The organism is Nostoc sp. NMS7, assembly GCF_017115085.1.
In the GTDB taxonomy this organism is placed as follows: domain Bacteria; phylum Cyanobacteriota; class Cyanobacteriia; order Cyanobacteriales; family Nostocaceae; genus Nostoc.
In genome coordinates this window covers 1-16,456 of the sequence record NZ_JABXKJ010000205.1, presented here as the reverse complement: position 1 = coordinate 16,456, position 16,456 = coordinate 1, and the positions used below count along the sequence as shown (strand labels likewise).

Genomic DNA, 16,456 nt, shown 5'->3' with positions numbered 1-16,456 from the left:
TAAAAGCCAAAGAACTTTAGTTCTAGGCGGGTGATGAAGCCAACAGTTAAGCTATTTCTAGCTTAAGTTGACACCAATGAGCAATGCTGTGCCCCTACGACAGATGTGGTTCAAATACATGAAAACTGCTGTAACTTACTAATATAGTTTTATCAATTAGGTTTCTAGCTTTTCTTATGACAACTCAGTTTTCATGGGCTAAACAGTGGTATCCTATTATTCCTTTAAGCTACTTAGATATTTTGAATCCTACTCCTGTCACTCTTCTGGGGAAAAAATTGGTGATTTGGAGAGACAAAAATCAAAAGTGGATAGTAATGGATGATGTTTGTCCTCATAAGTTGGCGCGACTATCTATGGGAAGCATCACTGAAGATGGGAACTTAATGTGTAGACATCACGGTTGGTGTTTTAACGGTGAGGGTAAATGCACTAAAATTCCCATGTTGGCTGCTGGTAGCCAAGCAGAAATAACTGCTTGTGATAGTTTAAGGTCAAGAATTACTAAATATCCTACACAAGTTACCCAAGAATTGCTTTGGGTATGGCCAGATGAGAGTTCAACAGCCTTTGAGGATTGTAACTCAAAGCAGCCAGCTACCATACCAGAGTCCGAACTAGATATATCTTCAACTTCCTGGCACATGACAGAAGTTCCGGTTGGTTATACGGTGTCTGTTGAAAGTACTTTTGATCCTTCTCATGCAGAATTTCTTCATGAAGGAATAGGTCTTTTTTCACCTAAAACATCTGTGCCTATGGAATATTTTGAATTTGTTGGAGAAATATCTGCCCAAGAAGGTTTTACTCTCAAACATCAAGGCTACAATCTCTTCAACAAAGATATGCAGGCGATGCGGAAGTTTACTCCACCCTCTTGTAATACCACGATATATCGTTACCCCAACGGGAAAACTAATATTTTTCAGTTGTATTTTGTACCTACACAACCAGGTTACTGTAGGTACATTGGCAAGTTTATTTCTGATGAAAGTTTAGTTAAAAGAAATTTTTGGTTTGAGATTCTCCCAAAGGATTTACAAACTGGGTTACAGCATTTATCCACATACAAGCTAAGTGACCAAGATTTATCAGCTATGCATTCCCAGGAAGTGAATCAGTCATCATTAGATAAAAAATGGCAAAGGGCATACTTTATGCCTTCTCTTGCTGATGTGGGTATCATAACTTTCAGAAAATGGCTAGAGGAATTTGCTGGAGGTAGTCCTTCATGGCAAGGGTCTGTAGAAGGCGGTGTTAAACAATTGAATGATCAGCAACTATATGACCGATGGCATAGACATACAAAGCATTGTCCCAGTTGTCGGAATTCTCTGATTTTTACTGAAAAGGTACAAAGCTTTGGTAATATTTGCACTCTGATATTTGCACTCTTAACATTGGTTTTTATCTTGACAGGTATTCACTTTAGTTTGGTGTTGATATCAGCCATCATTGCACTATTAAGTTCATTTTTATCATATAAGTCGAATGATATCAAGCAACTTTTTCTTAGTAGTATTCCTAATAGAGGTTTACCTTTGGTTAAACTTTATGGCAGCAATGCAAAAAAGTGAGATGAAATAGAAAAAGTAGCGATCGCCGCGTCACCTCCATTGAACCTAGATATCGCCAAAGTATGAGGCAGCATTGGTTTAATCTGGGCTAAGTGCGATCGCTACGTTCAACTCAGGGATCGCAGACACAACTAAGCAGCGCGATCGCGTTCGATTCATTTCGATAAATTTCCTGATTTCGGGAATATTTTGTATCAGAGATTCCCGACCCTATACCCCATAAAAAAGAATAGATTGCTTTAAAGTCTTATCAAACAGAGACTTTGGTGATTGAGTACATTATTAATACATATTAATAGATGCAGTATTGCAGATGAGATATTAATAGATGCAGTATTTATTTAAAGTTAACTTAAAAGCCGAAATTCATCAATAAATTCTCCTTTAAACACGGAGTCAATCCTACCAATAAATCTTTAATCCATATAACTCACTTTTGAGTTGTGGCTATTTCTGATTCTTATATTCACACGTTCTGATAATGCAGCTTAAAGGCGGAGAGAAAAATCATATTATGGCTAAAACCTTTGCAACCATTGACGGGAATGAGGCTGTCGCCCGTGTTGCTTACAAATTAAATGAAGTGATTGCGATTTATCCCATCACCCCCTCTTCAGCAATGGGTGAATGGGCTGATGCTTGGTCAGCAGAAGGTCGTCCTAACCTGTGGGGTACTATTCCCAGCGTCGTGCAAATGCAGAGCGAGGGAGGAGCCGCCGGCGCTGTACATGGAGCATTGCAAACAGGTTCCCTGAGTACCACTTTCACGGCATCTCAGGGATTATTGTTGATGATACCCAACTTCTACAAAATTGCTGGTGAGTTGACTAGCGCTGTGGTTCACGTTGCCGCCCGCGCCCTGGCTACCCACGCTTTATCAATTTTTGGTGATCATAGCGATGTGATGGCAGCTCGTGCAACTGGTTTCGCTTTGCTGTGTTCGGCTTCGGTGCAGGAAAGTCAAGATTTTGCTCTCATTGCCCATGCTGCTACCCTAGAAGCGCGAGTCTCGTTTATGCACTTCTTTGATGGTTTCCGCACTTCCCATGAAGTACAGAAGGTTAAGCTGCTCTCAGATGAGGATTTGCGATCGCTCATCCACGATCACCTAATACTTGCCCACCGCAGCCGGGCGCTGACCCCAGATCGTCCAGTTTTGCGCGGTACTGCCCAAAACCCTGATGTCTACTTCCAAGGACGTGAAGGTGCTAACCCCTACTACAACGCTTGTCCAGAAATTGTCCAGCGCATCATGGATCAATTTGGAGAACGCACAGGAAGGCATTACAAAATCTATGAATATTACGGGGCTAACGATGCCGATCGCATTATCGTTATTATGGGTTCCGGCTGTGAAACCGTCCATGAAACAATAGATTACCTTAACGCCCGTGGTGAAAAACTTGGTGTTGTAAAAGTGCGACTTTACCGCCCCTTTGATGTTCAAAGGTTTGTTGCAGTATTACCAACTAGTGTAAAAGCGATCGCTGTTCTTGACCGCACTAAAGAAGCAGGTAGCGCCGGGGAACCGTTGTATTTGGATGTTGTGGCTGCTATTCATGAGGCGTGGGGAGATGAGGGAGATAAGGGAGATGAGGGAGACAAGGGAGACAAAATTATCTCATTCCCCAAAATTATTGGTGGTCGTTACGGTCTTTCTTCCAAAGAATTTACTCCGGCGATGGTGAAGGGCATTTTTGATCACCTTGCTGAAGCTAAACCAAAAAATCACTTTACTATTGGAATTAATGACGACGTTAGTCATACTTCTTTAAGCTTTGACCCTAACTTCTCCACAGAATCGGATAATGTTGTTCGCGCAATGTTCTATGGGTTGGGCGCTGATGGTACTGTTGGGGCTAATAAAAACTCTATTAAGATTATTGGTGAAGAAACCGACAATTACGCCCAAGGCTACTTTGTCTTTGACTCCAAGAAATCTGGCTCGATGACCGTTTCTCACTTACGCTTCGGTAAAGAGCCAATTCGCTCCACCTACCTAATTGACCAAGCTAACTTTATTGGTTGCCATCATTGGGGATTTCTGGAACGCATAGATATTCTAAAGGCTGCTATTCCTGGGGCGACTTTGCTGCTTAACAGTCCATATAATGCAGATACCGTTTGGGAAAATTTGCCGCTCAAGGTGCAGCAGCAAATTATCGATAAGCATTTGAAGTTATATGTAATCAATGCTAGCGAGGTCGCGCGTGAAAGTGGCATGGGTGGAAGAATTAACACTATTATGCAGGTATGCTTCTTTGCCTTAGCGGGTGTCTTGCCACAAGAAGAAGCGATCGCTAAAATCAAACAAGCGATTGACAAGACTTATGGTAAAAAAGGTGCAGAAGTCGTCCGCATGAACTTGCAAGCTGTAGACAATACCTTAGAAAACTTGCATAAAGTAGATATCCCACAAACAATTTTCACAGACGGGATTAATCGCGTCTCTACTCTTAACTCCGCTCCCGAATTTGTGCGGGAAGTTCTGGGCAAAATCATGGTATGGGAAGGTGATGACTTACCTGTTAGCACACTACCTGTTGATGGCACTTTTCCGGTAGGTACTGCCAAGTGGGAAAAACGTAACGTTGCTGAAGAGATACCTGTGTGGGATCTGGATGTCTGCATTCAGTGTGGTAAGTGCGTGATGGTTTGTCCGCACAGCGCCATCCGTGCCAAGGCTTATCAATCAGATGAGTTAGTCAATGCACCAGAAACCTTTAAATCAACTGGTGCAAAAGATAAAGACTTTGCCAATCAAAAGTTTACCATTCAAGTTGCCCCAGAAGACTGCACAGGATGCGCCATTTGTGTAGATATTTGCCCGGCTAAAAATAAGTTTGAGCCATTGCGAAAAGCGATTAATATGGCAGAGCAGCTGCCTTTACAAGAACAAGAGCGGAAAAACTGGGATTTCTTCTTGAGTTTACCCAATCCTGACAGGCGATCGCTAAAATTAAATCAGATTCGCCAACAACAACTGCAAGAACCTTTATTTGAATTCTCTGGTGCTTGTGCAGGTTGTGGTGAAACACCTTATTTAAAATTATTAACACAATTGTTTGGCGATCGCGCCGTCATTGCCAATGCTACAGGCTGCTCCTCAATTTATGGTGGCAATCTCCCCACAACTCCTTGGACAACCAACGCCCAAGGACGCGGCCCGGCGTGGTCTAATAATCTATTTGAAGATAACGCCGAATTCGGTTTTGGCTTCCGCCTTTCCCTCGACAAACAAGCTGAGTTTGCGGCGGAATTGTTGCAACGATTGGGGAGTCAAATAGATGAAAACCTTGCTCAGTCTATCCTCAAAGCTGAACAAAAATCTGAGGCTGACATTTGGGAACAGCGCCAAAGGATAGAACTGTTGCAGCAAAAGTTAGATGAAATCCTAACTCTCGAACCCAATCCTTCGACTGAGCGTAGCCGTTCGCGTAGCGTTCCGCAGGAAAGTCTCAAATCCAAAATCCTTGGACTGAGCATCTCGACTTCGCTCGATGGAACCGTAGCCGAAGTCCAAAATCTCAAATCTCTGGCAAACTACTTGGTAAGAAAAAGCGTCTGGATTGTTGGCGGTGACGGTTGGGCTTATGATATTGATTTTGGCGGCATCGATCATGTAATCGCTAGTGGTCGAAATGTCAACATCTTGGTGATGGATACAGAAGTATATTCTAATACAGGCGGTCAATCTTCTAAAGCTACGCCACGAGCAGCAGTTGCCAAATATGCCGCCAGTGGCAAGCCTGCACCGAAGAAAGACTTGGGTATGATTGCCATGACTTACGGAAATGTCTACGTAGCGAGTGTAGCCCTTGGTGCGAGAGATGAACATACCCTGAAAGCGTTTATGGAAGCAGAAGCTTATGATGGTCCATCACTAATTATTGCTTACAGCCATTGCATCGCCCACGGAATTAATATGACTACAGGGATGAATCACCAGAAAACTCTGGTAGAATCAGGTCGTTGGTTGCTGTATCGGCATAATCCAGAGTTGCTCCTCCAGGGTAAAAATCCATTGCAATTGGATATGCGATCGCCTAAGCAATCGGTAGAAGATTCGATGTATCAAGAAAATCGTTTTAAAATGCTCACCAAGAGCAAACCCGACGTAGCCAAGCACTTGTTAGAACAAGCCCAAGCTGAGGTAGATGCACGTTGGCAGATGTACCAATATTTGGCAAAACGCGATATTCTCTGAATTGAAACTTCCTAATTACAAATTACGAATTACAAACGGGACGCTGGGCGATGGCAGGTTTGAAAACGGGAATTTTTTGTGAGTTTGTGCAGGCTTTTTCGTGTTTGTCTAGCCGCAAATTCCATTGACCAAGGCTCACGAATGCTCAATCACTACAAACACAGGGGAAAATCATGGCTAATTCATCATTCAATTTCCTTAACCTCTCTGATTTGAATGGCAATAATGGCTTTATAATTAACGGCATTGCAGCACTTGACAACTCAGGCACCTCAGTCAGCAATGCGGGGGACATTAACAACGATGGCATTGACGACCTGATTATTGTGGCATCAGATGCCTCCCCCAACGGCAACTCTAGGGCTGGGCAAAGCTATGTAGTGTTTGGGGGGAGGAATCTGGGCAGTGGCGGCACCCTCAACCTGTCTGATTTAAATGGCACTAATGGCTTTATAATTAACGGCATTGCAGCATTTGACGGCTTAGGCTCCTCAGTTAGCAATGCGGGGGACATTAACAACGATGGCATTGACGACCTGATTATTGGGGCATCAGATGCCTCCCCCAACGGCAACTCTAATGCTGGGCAAAGCTATGTAGTGTTTGGGGGGAGGAATCTGGGCAGTGGCGGTACCCTCAACCTCTCTGATTTGAATGGCACTAATGGCTTTATAATTAACGGCATTGCAGCACTTGACAACTCAGGCACCTCAGTCAGCAATGTGGGGGACATTAACAACGATGGTATTGACGACCTGATTATTGCGGCATCAGATGCCTCCCCCAACGGCAAATTTAGGGCTGGGCAAAGCTATGTAGTGTTTGGGGGGAGGAAGCTGGGCAGTGGCGGCACCCTTAACCTTTCTGATTTGAATGGCACTAATGGCTTTATAATTAACGGCATTGCAGACAATGACTTCTCAGGCTCCTCAGTCAGCAATGCGGGGGACATTAACAACGATGGCATTGACGACCTGATTATTGCGGCACGAGGTGCCTCCCCCAACGGCAGCCGCCGTGGTGCTGGGCAAAGCTATGTAGTGTTTGGGGGGACGAATCTGGGCAGTGGCGGCACCCTCAACCTCTCTGATTTAAATGGCACTAATGGCTTTTTCATTAACGGCATTGCAGCAAATGACGACTCAGACTGGTCACTCAGCAAGGCGGGGGACATTAACAACGATGGCATTGACGACCTGATTATTGGGGTACGAAGTGCCTCCCCCAACGGCAAAAAATATTCTGGGCAAAGCTATGTAGTGTTTGGGGGGACGAATCTGGGCAGTGGCGGCACCCTCAACCTCTCTGATTTGAATGGCACTAATGGCTTTTTCATTAACGGCATTGCAGCAGATGACTCCTCAGGCTGGTCTGTCAGCAATGCGGGGGACATCAACAACGATGGTATTGACGACCTGATTATTGGGACACCTGTTGCCGACGCCAACGGCAACTCTGATGCTGGGCAAAGTTATGTAGTGTTTGGGGGGACGAATCTGGGCAGTGGCGGCACCCTTAACCTCTCTGATTTAAATGGTAATAATGGCTTTATAATTAACGGCATTGGAAAAGATGACTATTCAGGCTCCTCAGTCAGCAATGCGGGGGACATCAACAACGATGGTATTGACGACCTGATTATTGGGGCATCAGGTGCCTCCCCCAACGGTTATCAGAGTGGGCAAAGCTATGTAGTGTTTGGGGGAACGAATATTCCTAGTAGCAACACCTCTGTCAACCTGACTGGAACTCCCGGTGCAGATAACTTATTTGGTTCACCGAGCAACAATATCATCAATGGGTTAACTGGTGATGATACCCTAACAGGCAACGGTGGTCAAGATAAGTTTATTATTCGCCTTGGCGATGGCAATGACATCATTACCGATTTTGGTGGCGTTGGTAAAGGCACAAACCCATCAGCAGGAGTAATTACCAATTTTGATACACTGCAATTTACAGGTAACGGTTTGACTGCCCAAAATCTGCAACTAACTCAAAATGGTAACAATCTAGAAGTCACTTTTGAAAATGTCGCTAATACCAAAGTTATCCTGGAAAACTTTCAACTGGAAAACCTGGATAATTTACCTGCATCAGCTACCAGACCATCTGTAGGCAATATCCTGTTTGATAACCAGACCAATATCGTTGACAGTTTTGATGTCTTAGATGCCAACTCAAATCTTAGCACCATCTTCAATAAAAACACGGTTACATTCCTCAATGACCTGAATAATAACATCTCTGGTTTTGACAACTCCAATGATGTGATTAATGGTCAAGGGGGTAATGACAAGATTGATGGTAAGAGTGGCAATGACTATCTGCGTGGAGGAGCAGGTAATGATACCCTCATCGGTGGTGCGGGTAATGATACTCTCGTTGGTGATGCGGGTGCTGACAGATTCCTTTACAATACCAATGCTGCTTTTGACGGCTCTGCAATTGGTGTAGATACCATTAGTGACTTCAACAGTTGCCAAGGTGACAAGATAATTTTAGATAAGACTACTTTTAAGGCAATTACTTCTACTCCCGGAACAGGTTTTAGCAACGCCAGTGATTTTAAAATCACAACTTCCACCTGGGCTAGCACGGCAAAAATTGTCTATGACGCTGTGAATGGGCAATTGTTCTATAACCAAAATGGCAGCGCTGCTGGTTTTGGCAGTGGTGGTTTATTTGCAACTCTAACTGGTGTGCCAACTCTCACGGCATCAGATTTTGTGTTGCAAGCGTAGTTTGTCCTGAAACATCTCCGAAAAAGAATGTAGAGATTTTGTAGCAATACGCTTGGGTTAACCCGGATTTCTTTCTTTTCTCTATAGCCTTAACCCAAATGTATTGGACTTTGTAGTGCTACGTCTGTTAAAACACTAACCACTCTGGGCTACTTAGATAGACGAGTCATTTCAAACAATTGCTGGGCATTACTTCCTAAAAAAGCATCGAAAAGTTCCTGCTTCCCAGATTCCACTTCCACAGGATAACGCTGGGCAATTTCATAATAGGCGTAAGTCCAAGGAATCTGAATTTCTGCGCCACTATTATCATCTAATACTGTCACCATTTCTGTTGCTGCTTGAGTTGCAGTTTGCCGCAAACCACAAGCAATATTTCCCTCTATCTCTGCTTTCATTGGTACACCCAGGTTAGCCAAACCATCGGCGGTAGTCTTAATGTCTGGATATTCTGGAGTGTTCTGGCTGTTGACGTAGCCTGTAAAATGGTTGACAGCATATCCGTGCAGCAACACCCAAGCCCCATACTGAGTAACCTGATTCACTTCTTCGACAACAGAACGCCGAGGAGGTAGCCAAGGGCGGGTGAAGACTTGCTGGAGTTGTTTGGCAATGGTTTCAATATTCCCGTCTTTTTCTAGAAAAGTCAGGGGTAAGGTCAGTTCGTCTGAGATTGAAGATACTGTTTTAGAGATGAGTTGGGCAATATTAGCAGGCAATTCATCGACAATCAACTCGCTGATAAACAGCTTGGGTAAGTTAAATTCCTCTTGTTGTGGATGACGATAATAACGGGCATATAAATGGGTTTGAGCAAAATTATACTCTCCAGCCGCCACGTAACCCAAAGCTTCTGCAAGTTGTCCCAGGTAGTCAATTCCTAAGTTAACTTTACCCTGTGGACTATCTACTAATAAACGCAAAGACCGAAAGGCGATGTGGTCGTTGGCGACAGTCCCACCCGCAGCAGTAATCATTTGCTGGTAGGTACGGGCATGATTTACCCTGGCGCTGTATTCTTGCCAAAGTAATTTCCATAAATAAAAGGCTATTTTATTAGTCATTTGTCATTTGTCATTTGTCATTTGTCATTGGGCATTGGGCATTGGGCATTGCTTATTTCTCCCTTATCCCCCTCATCTCCCTCATCTCCCCCCACTCCCATTCGGCTACGCTCACGGCAAGCCTACTCTCGACTCTCTCTCATTTTTTAAAATCTCGCTGATAATCTGAAGGGCAATTTTAATTTGTTCACTGTCAATAACTAGAGGTGGACAAAAACGAATTGCGGCTTTACCGCAACCTAGTAGTAATAAACCGCGTAAAAAAGCTTCTTGGATAATGCGATCGCGCAATTTATAATCAAGATTACCCTGCTCATCCCATAAATCCACCGCTACCATCAAACCTTTACCTCGTGGCGGCGATACTCTGGGAAATCTTTGATGCAACTCGGTAAGACTAGTTTGTAATAATTCTCCCATCTGAGTAGCGTTAGTCATCAAACCCTTCGGGTTCGCAGTCGCCTGCGGAGGGAAACCCTCCTGCAACGCTGCCTCACCACTTTCCAGCAGTCGCAGAGTGGCAATACCGGCAGCACAAGCTACGGGATTACCGCCAAATGTGGTGGCGTGAGAACCAGGAGGCCAAGTCATTAACTCAGGTCTGGCAAGTATCGCTCCTAATGGCAGACCACTGGCGATACCTTTAGCTGTAGTAATGATATCAGGCATGACACCCCAATGCTCGATCGCAAATAAGCGACCAGTCCGCCCCATTCCTGATTGCACTTCATCCACTACCATCAGAATACCGTGGCGATCGCAAATATCCCGAATCCGCTTTAAAAAACCATCTTCGGGGACGATATACCCACCTTCTCCTTGAATTGCTTCAACAACGATCGCCGCTACCTCTGACGGTGGTAAAATTGTGGTAAATAGGTGTTCCAAGTAATCTAAGCTAGCATGAGTCCCGTAGGGAATATGAGTCACCCCAGGAAGCAAAGGCCCAAAATTAGCTCGCTGTACTGTTTTGGAACCAGTGAGAGACATTGCCCCATAGGTGCGTCCGTGAAATGCACCTAAGAAAGCTACAATTAGCGATCGCTTGGTGTAATATCGAGCTAGTTTGATTGCTCCTTCGTTGGATTCTGCCCCGGAATTGGTGAAAAATACTTTTGCGGGAAATCCGCTGTGACTCTGTGGGTGGGGAAAGGGGGCGCGAATCGCTAATTGTTCCGCTAGTTCCACCATCGGTTCATAATAAAAATCCGTCCCCGACATGTGCAGCAGACGTTCCGACTGTTCTTGAATTGCTTTCACGACTTCTGGGTGGGCGTGTCCGGTGGCGGTAACTGCAATACCTGCGGTCATATCCAGAAATACATTGCCATCGACATCTTCCACCATACAGCCCTGGCCACGAGATGCAACTAAGGGGTAATCGCGGGTATAAGAAGGGGAAGTTACGGCGCGATCGCGTTGTACAATTGCTTGAGCGCGAGGCCCAGGTAAGGAAGTTATTAGACGGGGTGTCCGAGGTAAATTTAAGTTAATAGGGATACTTAACATAATTTTTTGCAATTTTTTTAAGATTACTGATGATTAAACCCTAAGATGTAATAATTTAAAGTAGCATTTGATTCCATTGGTGTAGAAATTACGCATTTACCGAAAAAGCTTCATAGTAAAGATTTTCGTATTTTGTAAGACTTTGCCCGTTTTTATAACACAACTTCTGCGATCGCGTCATATTATATTTTTTGAAGCATAACAGCTTCACTATTAGATGTCAGGGTGCAAGCTACAGAACATTTGTTGAGAGAATCTGTATTACATCCACAGGAGAATGGCTATATGCAAAAATTAATACAACTCTCTGAGATAATCTGCGACTCCAAAAGTTAGTTTTCAAGTCGCATTAGTAGCTTTTGCGACTCCAATAGTTAGTTCAGCAGTAGCCAGTGTTATTGTTGCTGGTGAGTTGCACTTTATGGCACAAAACTCACATCAAAAAGCTGCTAATTTACAGCAGTTTTCATGTCTTTGAACCACATCTGTCATAGGGGCACAATGCTCATTGGTGTCAACCTCAGATAGAAATCGCTTGTTGACTTCCAGGCCCGCCCAGAAATAAATTTCAGGGCTAATAGCTAAAGTCTACTCAAGTAGACTAAAGACTTTTCAAATTATTTAGTCATCTTGAGATGACTTGAGCTATTAGCAAGGAACTTCAGTTCCTTGCGGGACATGGCTTTTACGTTAAGTTGACACGCATGAGCTTTTTCTGTGCCCCTACCGCATAGTCTATTTACTTATTGACTCAAGCCCCTAAATTTATTTAGAGGGTTGGTAAATTTTTGACTTTTGACTTTTGACTTTTGACTTCCCCGAAGGGGCTGACTCTTGTTTCATCTGATAGCGACTTTGAGCGAATGCGACAAGTCAGAGAAATTTCTTAGGAAAGTTGCGTGTAAATTAAGCAGGGTAAAAAAAACATCTAATTTACACCCACTCAACTAAAAAACTTTTCCACACATCTAACAAACATTTCCACACCCATTCCCAAGGCGGTTTCGTCAAAATCAAACCGGGGATGATGATGGGGATATGCTAAGTCTTTCGCGGGGTTAGCAGAGCCTAAAAAGAAATAGCAACCAGGAACCTCTTGCAAGAAGAATGACATATCTTCAGCAGCCATAGTTTGGCATTCTGGTACAATACCCATCGGGGTTTCTACCACTTCTTCTGCTACTGTTCGCACCAATTCTGCTATCTTAATATCATTAATGACTGGTGGATAAAGTGACCAGTATTCTAAGTCATAATTCGCCCCCTGACTCTGACAAATTCCAGCAATAATCTGCTCGACGCGCTGATGAAAAAAGCCTTTCAAACTAGGATTAAAATACCTGACAGTGGCGCTCATTCTCGCTGTATCAGCAATCACATTCCGCTTAGTTCCAGCATGAAGTTCGCCCACTGTCACCACTGCTGAATCAATAGGATTAACATTCCGAGCGACAATGGTTTGCAAGGCATTCACGATTTGGGCAGCAACTACAACAGAGTCAACAGTTTGATGAGGTAGTGCGCCGTGTCCACCTTTGCCCAAAATTGTGCAGTTAAAGCACTCCACAGCCGCCATCAATGCCCCAGCACGTACACCCACTGTTCCCAAGGGCAAATTATTCCACAAGTGCAAACCAATAATTGCGTCAACATCAGGATTTTTGAGAACTCCAGCTTCAATCATCGGCTTTGCGCCGCCTGGTGATTCTTCTGCTGGCTGGAAGATAATTTTTACGGTACCGGAGAAGTCTTGGCGATGCTGCTGGAGATGGTAAGCTGTACCTAAAGCGATCGCAGTATGTCCATCATGTCCACAAGCATGCATCACTCCATCATGCTGCGATTTGTACGGCACTTCGTTGAGTTCTTGGATTGGCAAAGCATCCATATCTGCCCGAATCGCTAAAACTTTTAGATTTTGGATTGTTTCTGAATCTTGCCCTTTGCCTTTGATGGTGGCAACAATGCCAGTGTGGGCAATGCCAGTTTTATACTCAATTCCCCATTCTTGGAGCTTTTGTGATACAAACTCAGCCGTCAGTTTTTCTTGAAAACCCAACTCTGGTTGTTGATGCAATCGCCGCCGCCACTCTACTAATTGCGGTTGTAATGAACGGATTGCCAGTCGGATGCGAGATAGGTCAACAGAAGAGGGATTGGGAAAGGTAGAAACCATTATAAAGACAACTAGTTTAAGTACAGCTAACGCAAGTTTATTTTCCCAGTTTATCGTAGAGAATAGTGACTAGTGGGGATGAGTCAGAATCTTGTTAAGGAAGGTGGATTACAGCTATTTTCAGGTAAATAGACCACGCGGTAGGGGCACAGCATTGCTGTGCCCCTACAACAGATGTGGTTCAAATACATGATTTCTGCTGTAAATAAAATGCAAAACTTCATTCTATCTCTAGCTTCCCTCTCCAATATATCGGAGAGGGATTGAGGGTGAGGTAAGCCAGGGAAATAAATTGTATGTTATTTAATTCTTATTCCTAATCAATCAATTCAGAAGACTTTGGGATTTGGGGAAGTGCGAGTGGAAAGCAGTATTTTTTCGGCTGGCTTTTCTAAGAAGTTTTCGGATAGTAATTTAGTCAAAGCATCGGGGTGTAATTGCCAGTTTAATAATCCAGATAACCCCATGACCAAGCCAAATATAGTTGGAACCAAGGCGAGGTAGAATAACCATTTTTTCTGAGATAGAGATGTGATGGCAAATAGCGAGACAGAGAGCGATAAGGAGGCATCAGCTAGGTCAAACTGGTCGTCATGGTAATTCAGCTGGTCATAGGTTGTTTGATCTTTTTCGGCAATTACCTTCTGTTCCTGCTTTTTCTGGTCTTCTTTATCAGCAATTACTTGATAAGCTGCAATCTGTTTTTCATAGTCAGCCCTGACAGCAGAAGATTGAGAAAGAGATTGCAATTTCAGTTGCGTTATATTTGATTTGGCTATTTCTTCACGAATATTACGAGCCTGATATAACGCCCAATCGTCAATTTTATTTGCTTGAGCTTGCTGCATTGCCTGAACCAGATTATCATCTTTGATTTTGCAGATACCGATAAAGGTTGCAATCAAGGCAACTGCAATTGCAACAGCACTATTTAAACGACTTTTGCGCTTTTCGCGGTTAGCTGACGTTTCGGGTTCATCGTTTTCCGGCTCAACCAAGTCAATCGGGTTTATGTGCATATTGTAATACTGCTGCTCTCAGTTTTCTGTGCCGATGCTACTAAGCTGTTCTACATTTAACTTGCATAATTAGGGCGGGCAAGATGCCCACCCCACAAGAGTTATGTTTAATTTGGTTATGCAAATTAGATGTTTTTCAGCTTAATACCCCATTATCAGTTAAAATCAATTCTGCAACCAACCAGCCATCACAGCAACTATCAAAAATACACCCATCGCCAAGCGGTAGAAAATAAAAATCAAGGTACTGTGTTTTTCCAGGTAGCGTAGGAGTCCCCAAATTGCGACAAAAGCGGAAATGCTGGCGGAGATTAAGCCCACTAACAAAGTCAACCAACCAGCTGCGCTCAGTCCGGCTTTCGTAAGTGTGTGGAGTTCTACAGCACCTGCCAAAATCACGGCTGGTAAGCCCAACAAAAAAGAAAATCGCGCAGATGTCTCCCGTTTCATCCCCAAAAATAACCCGGCGGTGAGGGTGGAACCAGAGCGAGAAACGCCAGGGATGAGGGCAAAAGCTTGAGCAACTCCTACCCAAATGCCATCCCAGAGGGTGAGGTTGGCGAAAGTGCGATCGCGTCCTCCACTTTTTTCAGCGATCGCCAGCAATCCTGACATAATAATTGAAGCCGCACCAATAACTACTAACCCTCGGATTGGTGAGTTGCAGGCGTTCAGAATTGGTTTGAGTAGCACACCAGCCACAGCAATAGGCAAAGTTCCGATCAATAAACCTAACATCAGTTGCAAAGAACTAGATTGATAGTCTTGTCTGCTAATTGCTCTAACTGTCTCTCCGGTTAATTTTTTTAAGTCCTGCCAAAAATAGACTAAAACAGCAGTCAAGCTAGCTAACTGCATTGCTGCGGAAAAAGCAGACCCCGGATCTTTCAGTCCTAGTAAAGTTGGCACTATCCGCAAATGAGCAGTACTGCTAATTGGTAGTAGTTCTGTTATTCCCTGAACGATGCCTAAAATAATCACGTCAATCCAGCTAAAGTTAGCAAAGTCTAGATTTACTTCGCTACCGTTGCTACAGACTGCACTCGCCACTGCAAAAGAAAGCATCATGATATCAGGCGTAACTAATTTACTGTTAATCAAATACCGACAAATTAACTTATACCAGTGACGTTTGTGTGACTAAGATATGCCACTTGGATGACATTTAACAATCAGAATTCAGGAGTCAGAATTCAGAATTCAGAATGAATTATGTACGAGTGGGAAGTAGCGCATTTAAGTAGTGTTTTATGTTTCAGTCCCAAAGATGAAAAAAGGCAGGTAAATCCTGCCTTGTGTGTCAGTAGAGTTAGGTTAATTTCATCTTTCCTTACCATTGCACGTCTTATTGACAAAGCTATTACCAAGTTATGTCATAACTGTGACTGCACCAGTTGTAAACAGGGCTTATACCGTTTTACTTTAATAGGACTTACGCAAAACTACACAGCGTAGGGGCAATACCCTGCGGTCAGCTAAAGCTACATGAATTGCCCCTACCGTCAAATCAGGGTTTGGGCTATTGTTTGCGTAAGTCCTGTTTAATAATGATACAAATACGTTGGTAGGGGCACAGCAATGCTCATACGTGTCAACTTAAGCCTTGGCGAATAGAATTCGCGGCTACACAAACGAAGTCCGCCTGCGCGGACTAAGGTCAAATCAAGGTTTCTTAACCCACGGAGGTGGGTTTTGCCTGTGTAGACAAGCCAGTGCGTTGGGCGGCTCCGCCGACTTGTTCGCGCAGCGTCTCCCTTTGGCAGAAGCACCTGGCGCGCGGTTTCTAACCGCCCTTTTAACCTTAAGTTGACACCAATGAGCTTTTTCTGTGCCCCTACGAGAAATCTATATGTATCAGGGTTTGTGTGAAATGGTATTAGGTAGAGCTTTGCGTAAAAACGTAGCGTTTTTAATGCTGAGGAACACATTAACAATGCCAGCCGAATGCATTAGCATTGCAGGTTATTGCCAAATATTTGCTAGGAATTAATGAAATGCTGTACTTAGGCGATCGCTACCAGGGCTGCGAGTAGCAACGGATGCTGTTGGCGAAATATTTCTTTACATTTGAAAACCCTACAAATGCTAAAGCGAGCAGAGGAATAAGGAAAATGGGATGATGTTAATCAACAAGCATCTACCATCACCTGCGGTGAAGGA

General features: G+C 43.8%; 8 protein-coding genes. 3 read left to right on the top strand and 5 right to left on the bottom strand.

The window, feature by feature from the left end:
• Positions 1-176 precede the first annotated feature (176 nt).
• The 3 genes from HWQ38_RS23165 (at position 177) to HWQ38_RS23155 (ending at position 8,528) form a co-directional block, all read left to right on the top strand.
• A complete protein-coding gene (locus tag HWQ38_RS23165; RefSeq protein WP_292798282.1) occupies positions 177-1,577 on the top strand; it encodes a Rieske 2Fe-2S domain-containing protein in 1,401 nt (466 codons plus the stop codon).
• Between the two features lie 514 nt (positions 1,578-2,091).
• The gene (gene nifJ, locus HWQ38_RS23160; protein WP_292798280.1) at positions 2,092-5,784 is read left to right on the top strand and encodes a pyruvate:ferredoxin (flavodoxin) oxidoreductase; all 3,693 of its coding nucleotides are present in this window, start codon (positions 2,092-2,094) and stop codon (positions 5,782-5,784) included.
• A 173-nt stretch (positions 5,785-5,957) separates the two neighbouring features.
• Positions 5,958-8,528, top strand: a complete 2,571-nt coding sequence (locus tag HWQ38_RS23155) for a hypothetical protein (RefSeq protein WP_292798278.1) — start codon at positions 5,958-5,960, stop codon at positions 8,526-8,528.
• A gap of 149 nt (positions 8,529-8,677) precedes the next feature.
• On the opposite strand, the gene HWQ38_RS23150 is transcribed toward HWQ38_RS23155, so the two are convergent.
• From HWQ38_RS23150 to HWQ38_RS23130, 5 genes are all read right to left on the bottom strand, one after another.
• Entirely contained in the window at positions 8,678-9,592 is a 915-nt protein-coding gene (locus HWQ38_RS23150) for a DUF1338 domain-containing protein (RefSeq protein WP_292798276.1), read from the bottom strand.
• 111 nt (positions 9,593-9,703) lie between these two features.
• Positions 9,704-11,101 (bottom strand): acetyl ornithine aminotransferase family protein, encoded by a 1,398-nt coding sequence (locus HWQ38_RS23145; protein WP_292798274.1) that lies wholly within the window; start codon positions 11,099-11,101, stop codon positions 9,704-9,706.
• 943 nt (positions 11,102-12,044) lie between these two features.
• Positions 12,045-13,277 carry a M20 family metallopeptidase gene (locus HWQ38_RS23140; protein WP_292798272.1) on the bottom strand — a complete coding sequence of 411 codons (1,233 nt, stop codon included), beginning with the start codon at positions 13,275-13,277 and terminating at the stop codon, positions 12,045-12,047.
• Between the two features lie 329 nt (positions 13,278-13,606).
• Complete coding sequence (locus HWQ38_RS23135; RefSeq protein WP_292798270.1) at positions 13,607-14,296, bottom strand: DUF4337 domain-containing protein; 690 nt, start codon at positions 14,294-14,296, stop codon at positions 13,607-13,609.
• A gap of 165 nt (positions 14,297-14,461) precedes the next feature.
• Complete coding sequence (locus HWQ38_RS23130; RefSeq protein WP_292798268.1) at positions 14,462-15,364, bottom strand: undecaprenyl-diphosphate phosphatase; 903 nt, start codon at positions 15,362-15,364, stop codon at positions 14,462-14,464.
• Positions 15,365-16,456 lie beyond the last annotated feature (1,092 nt).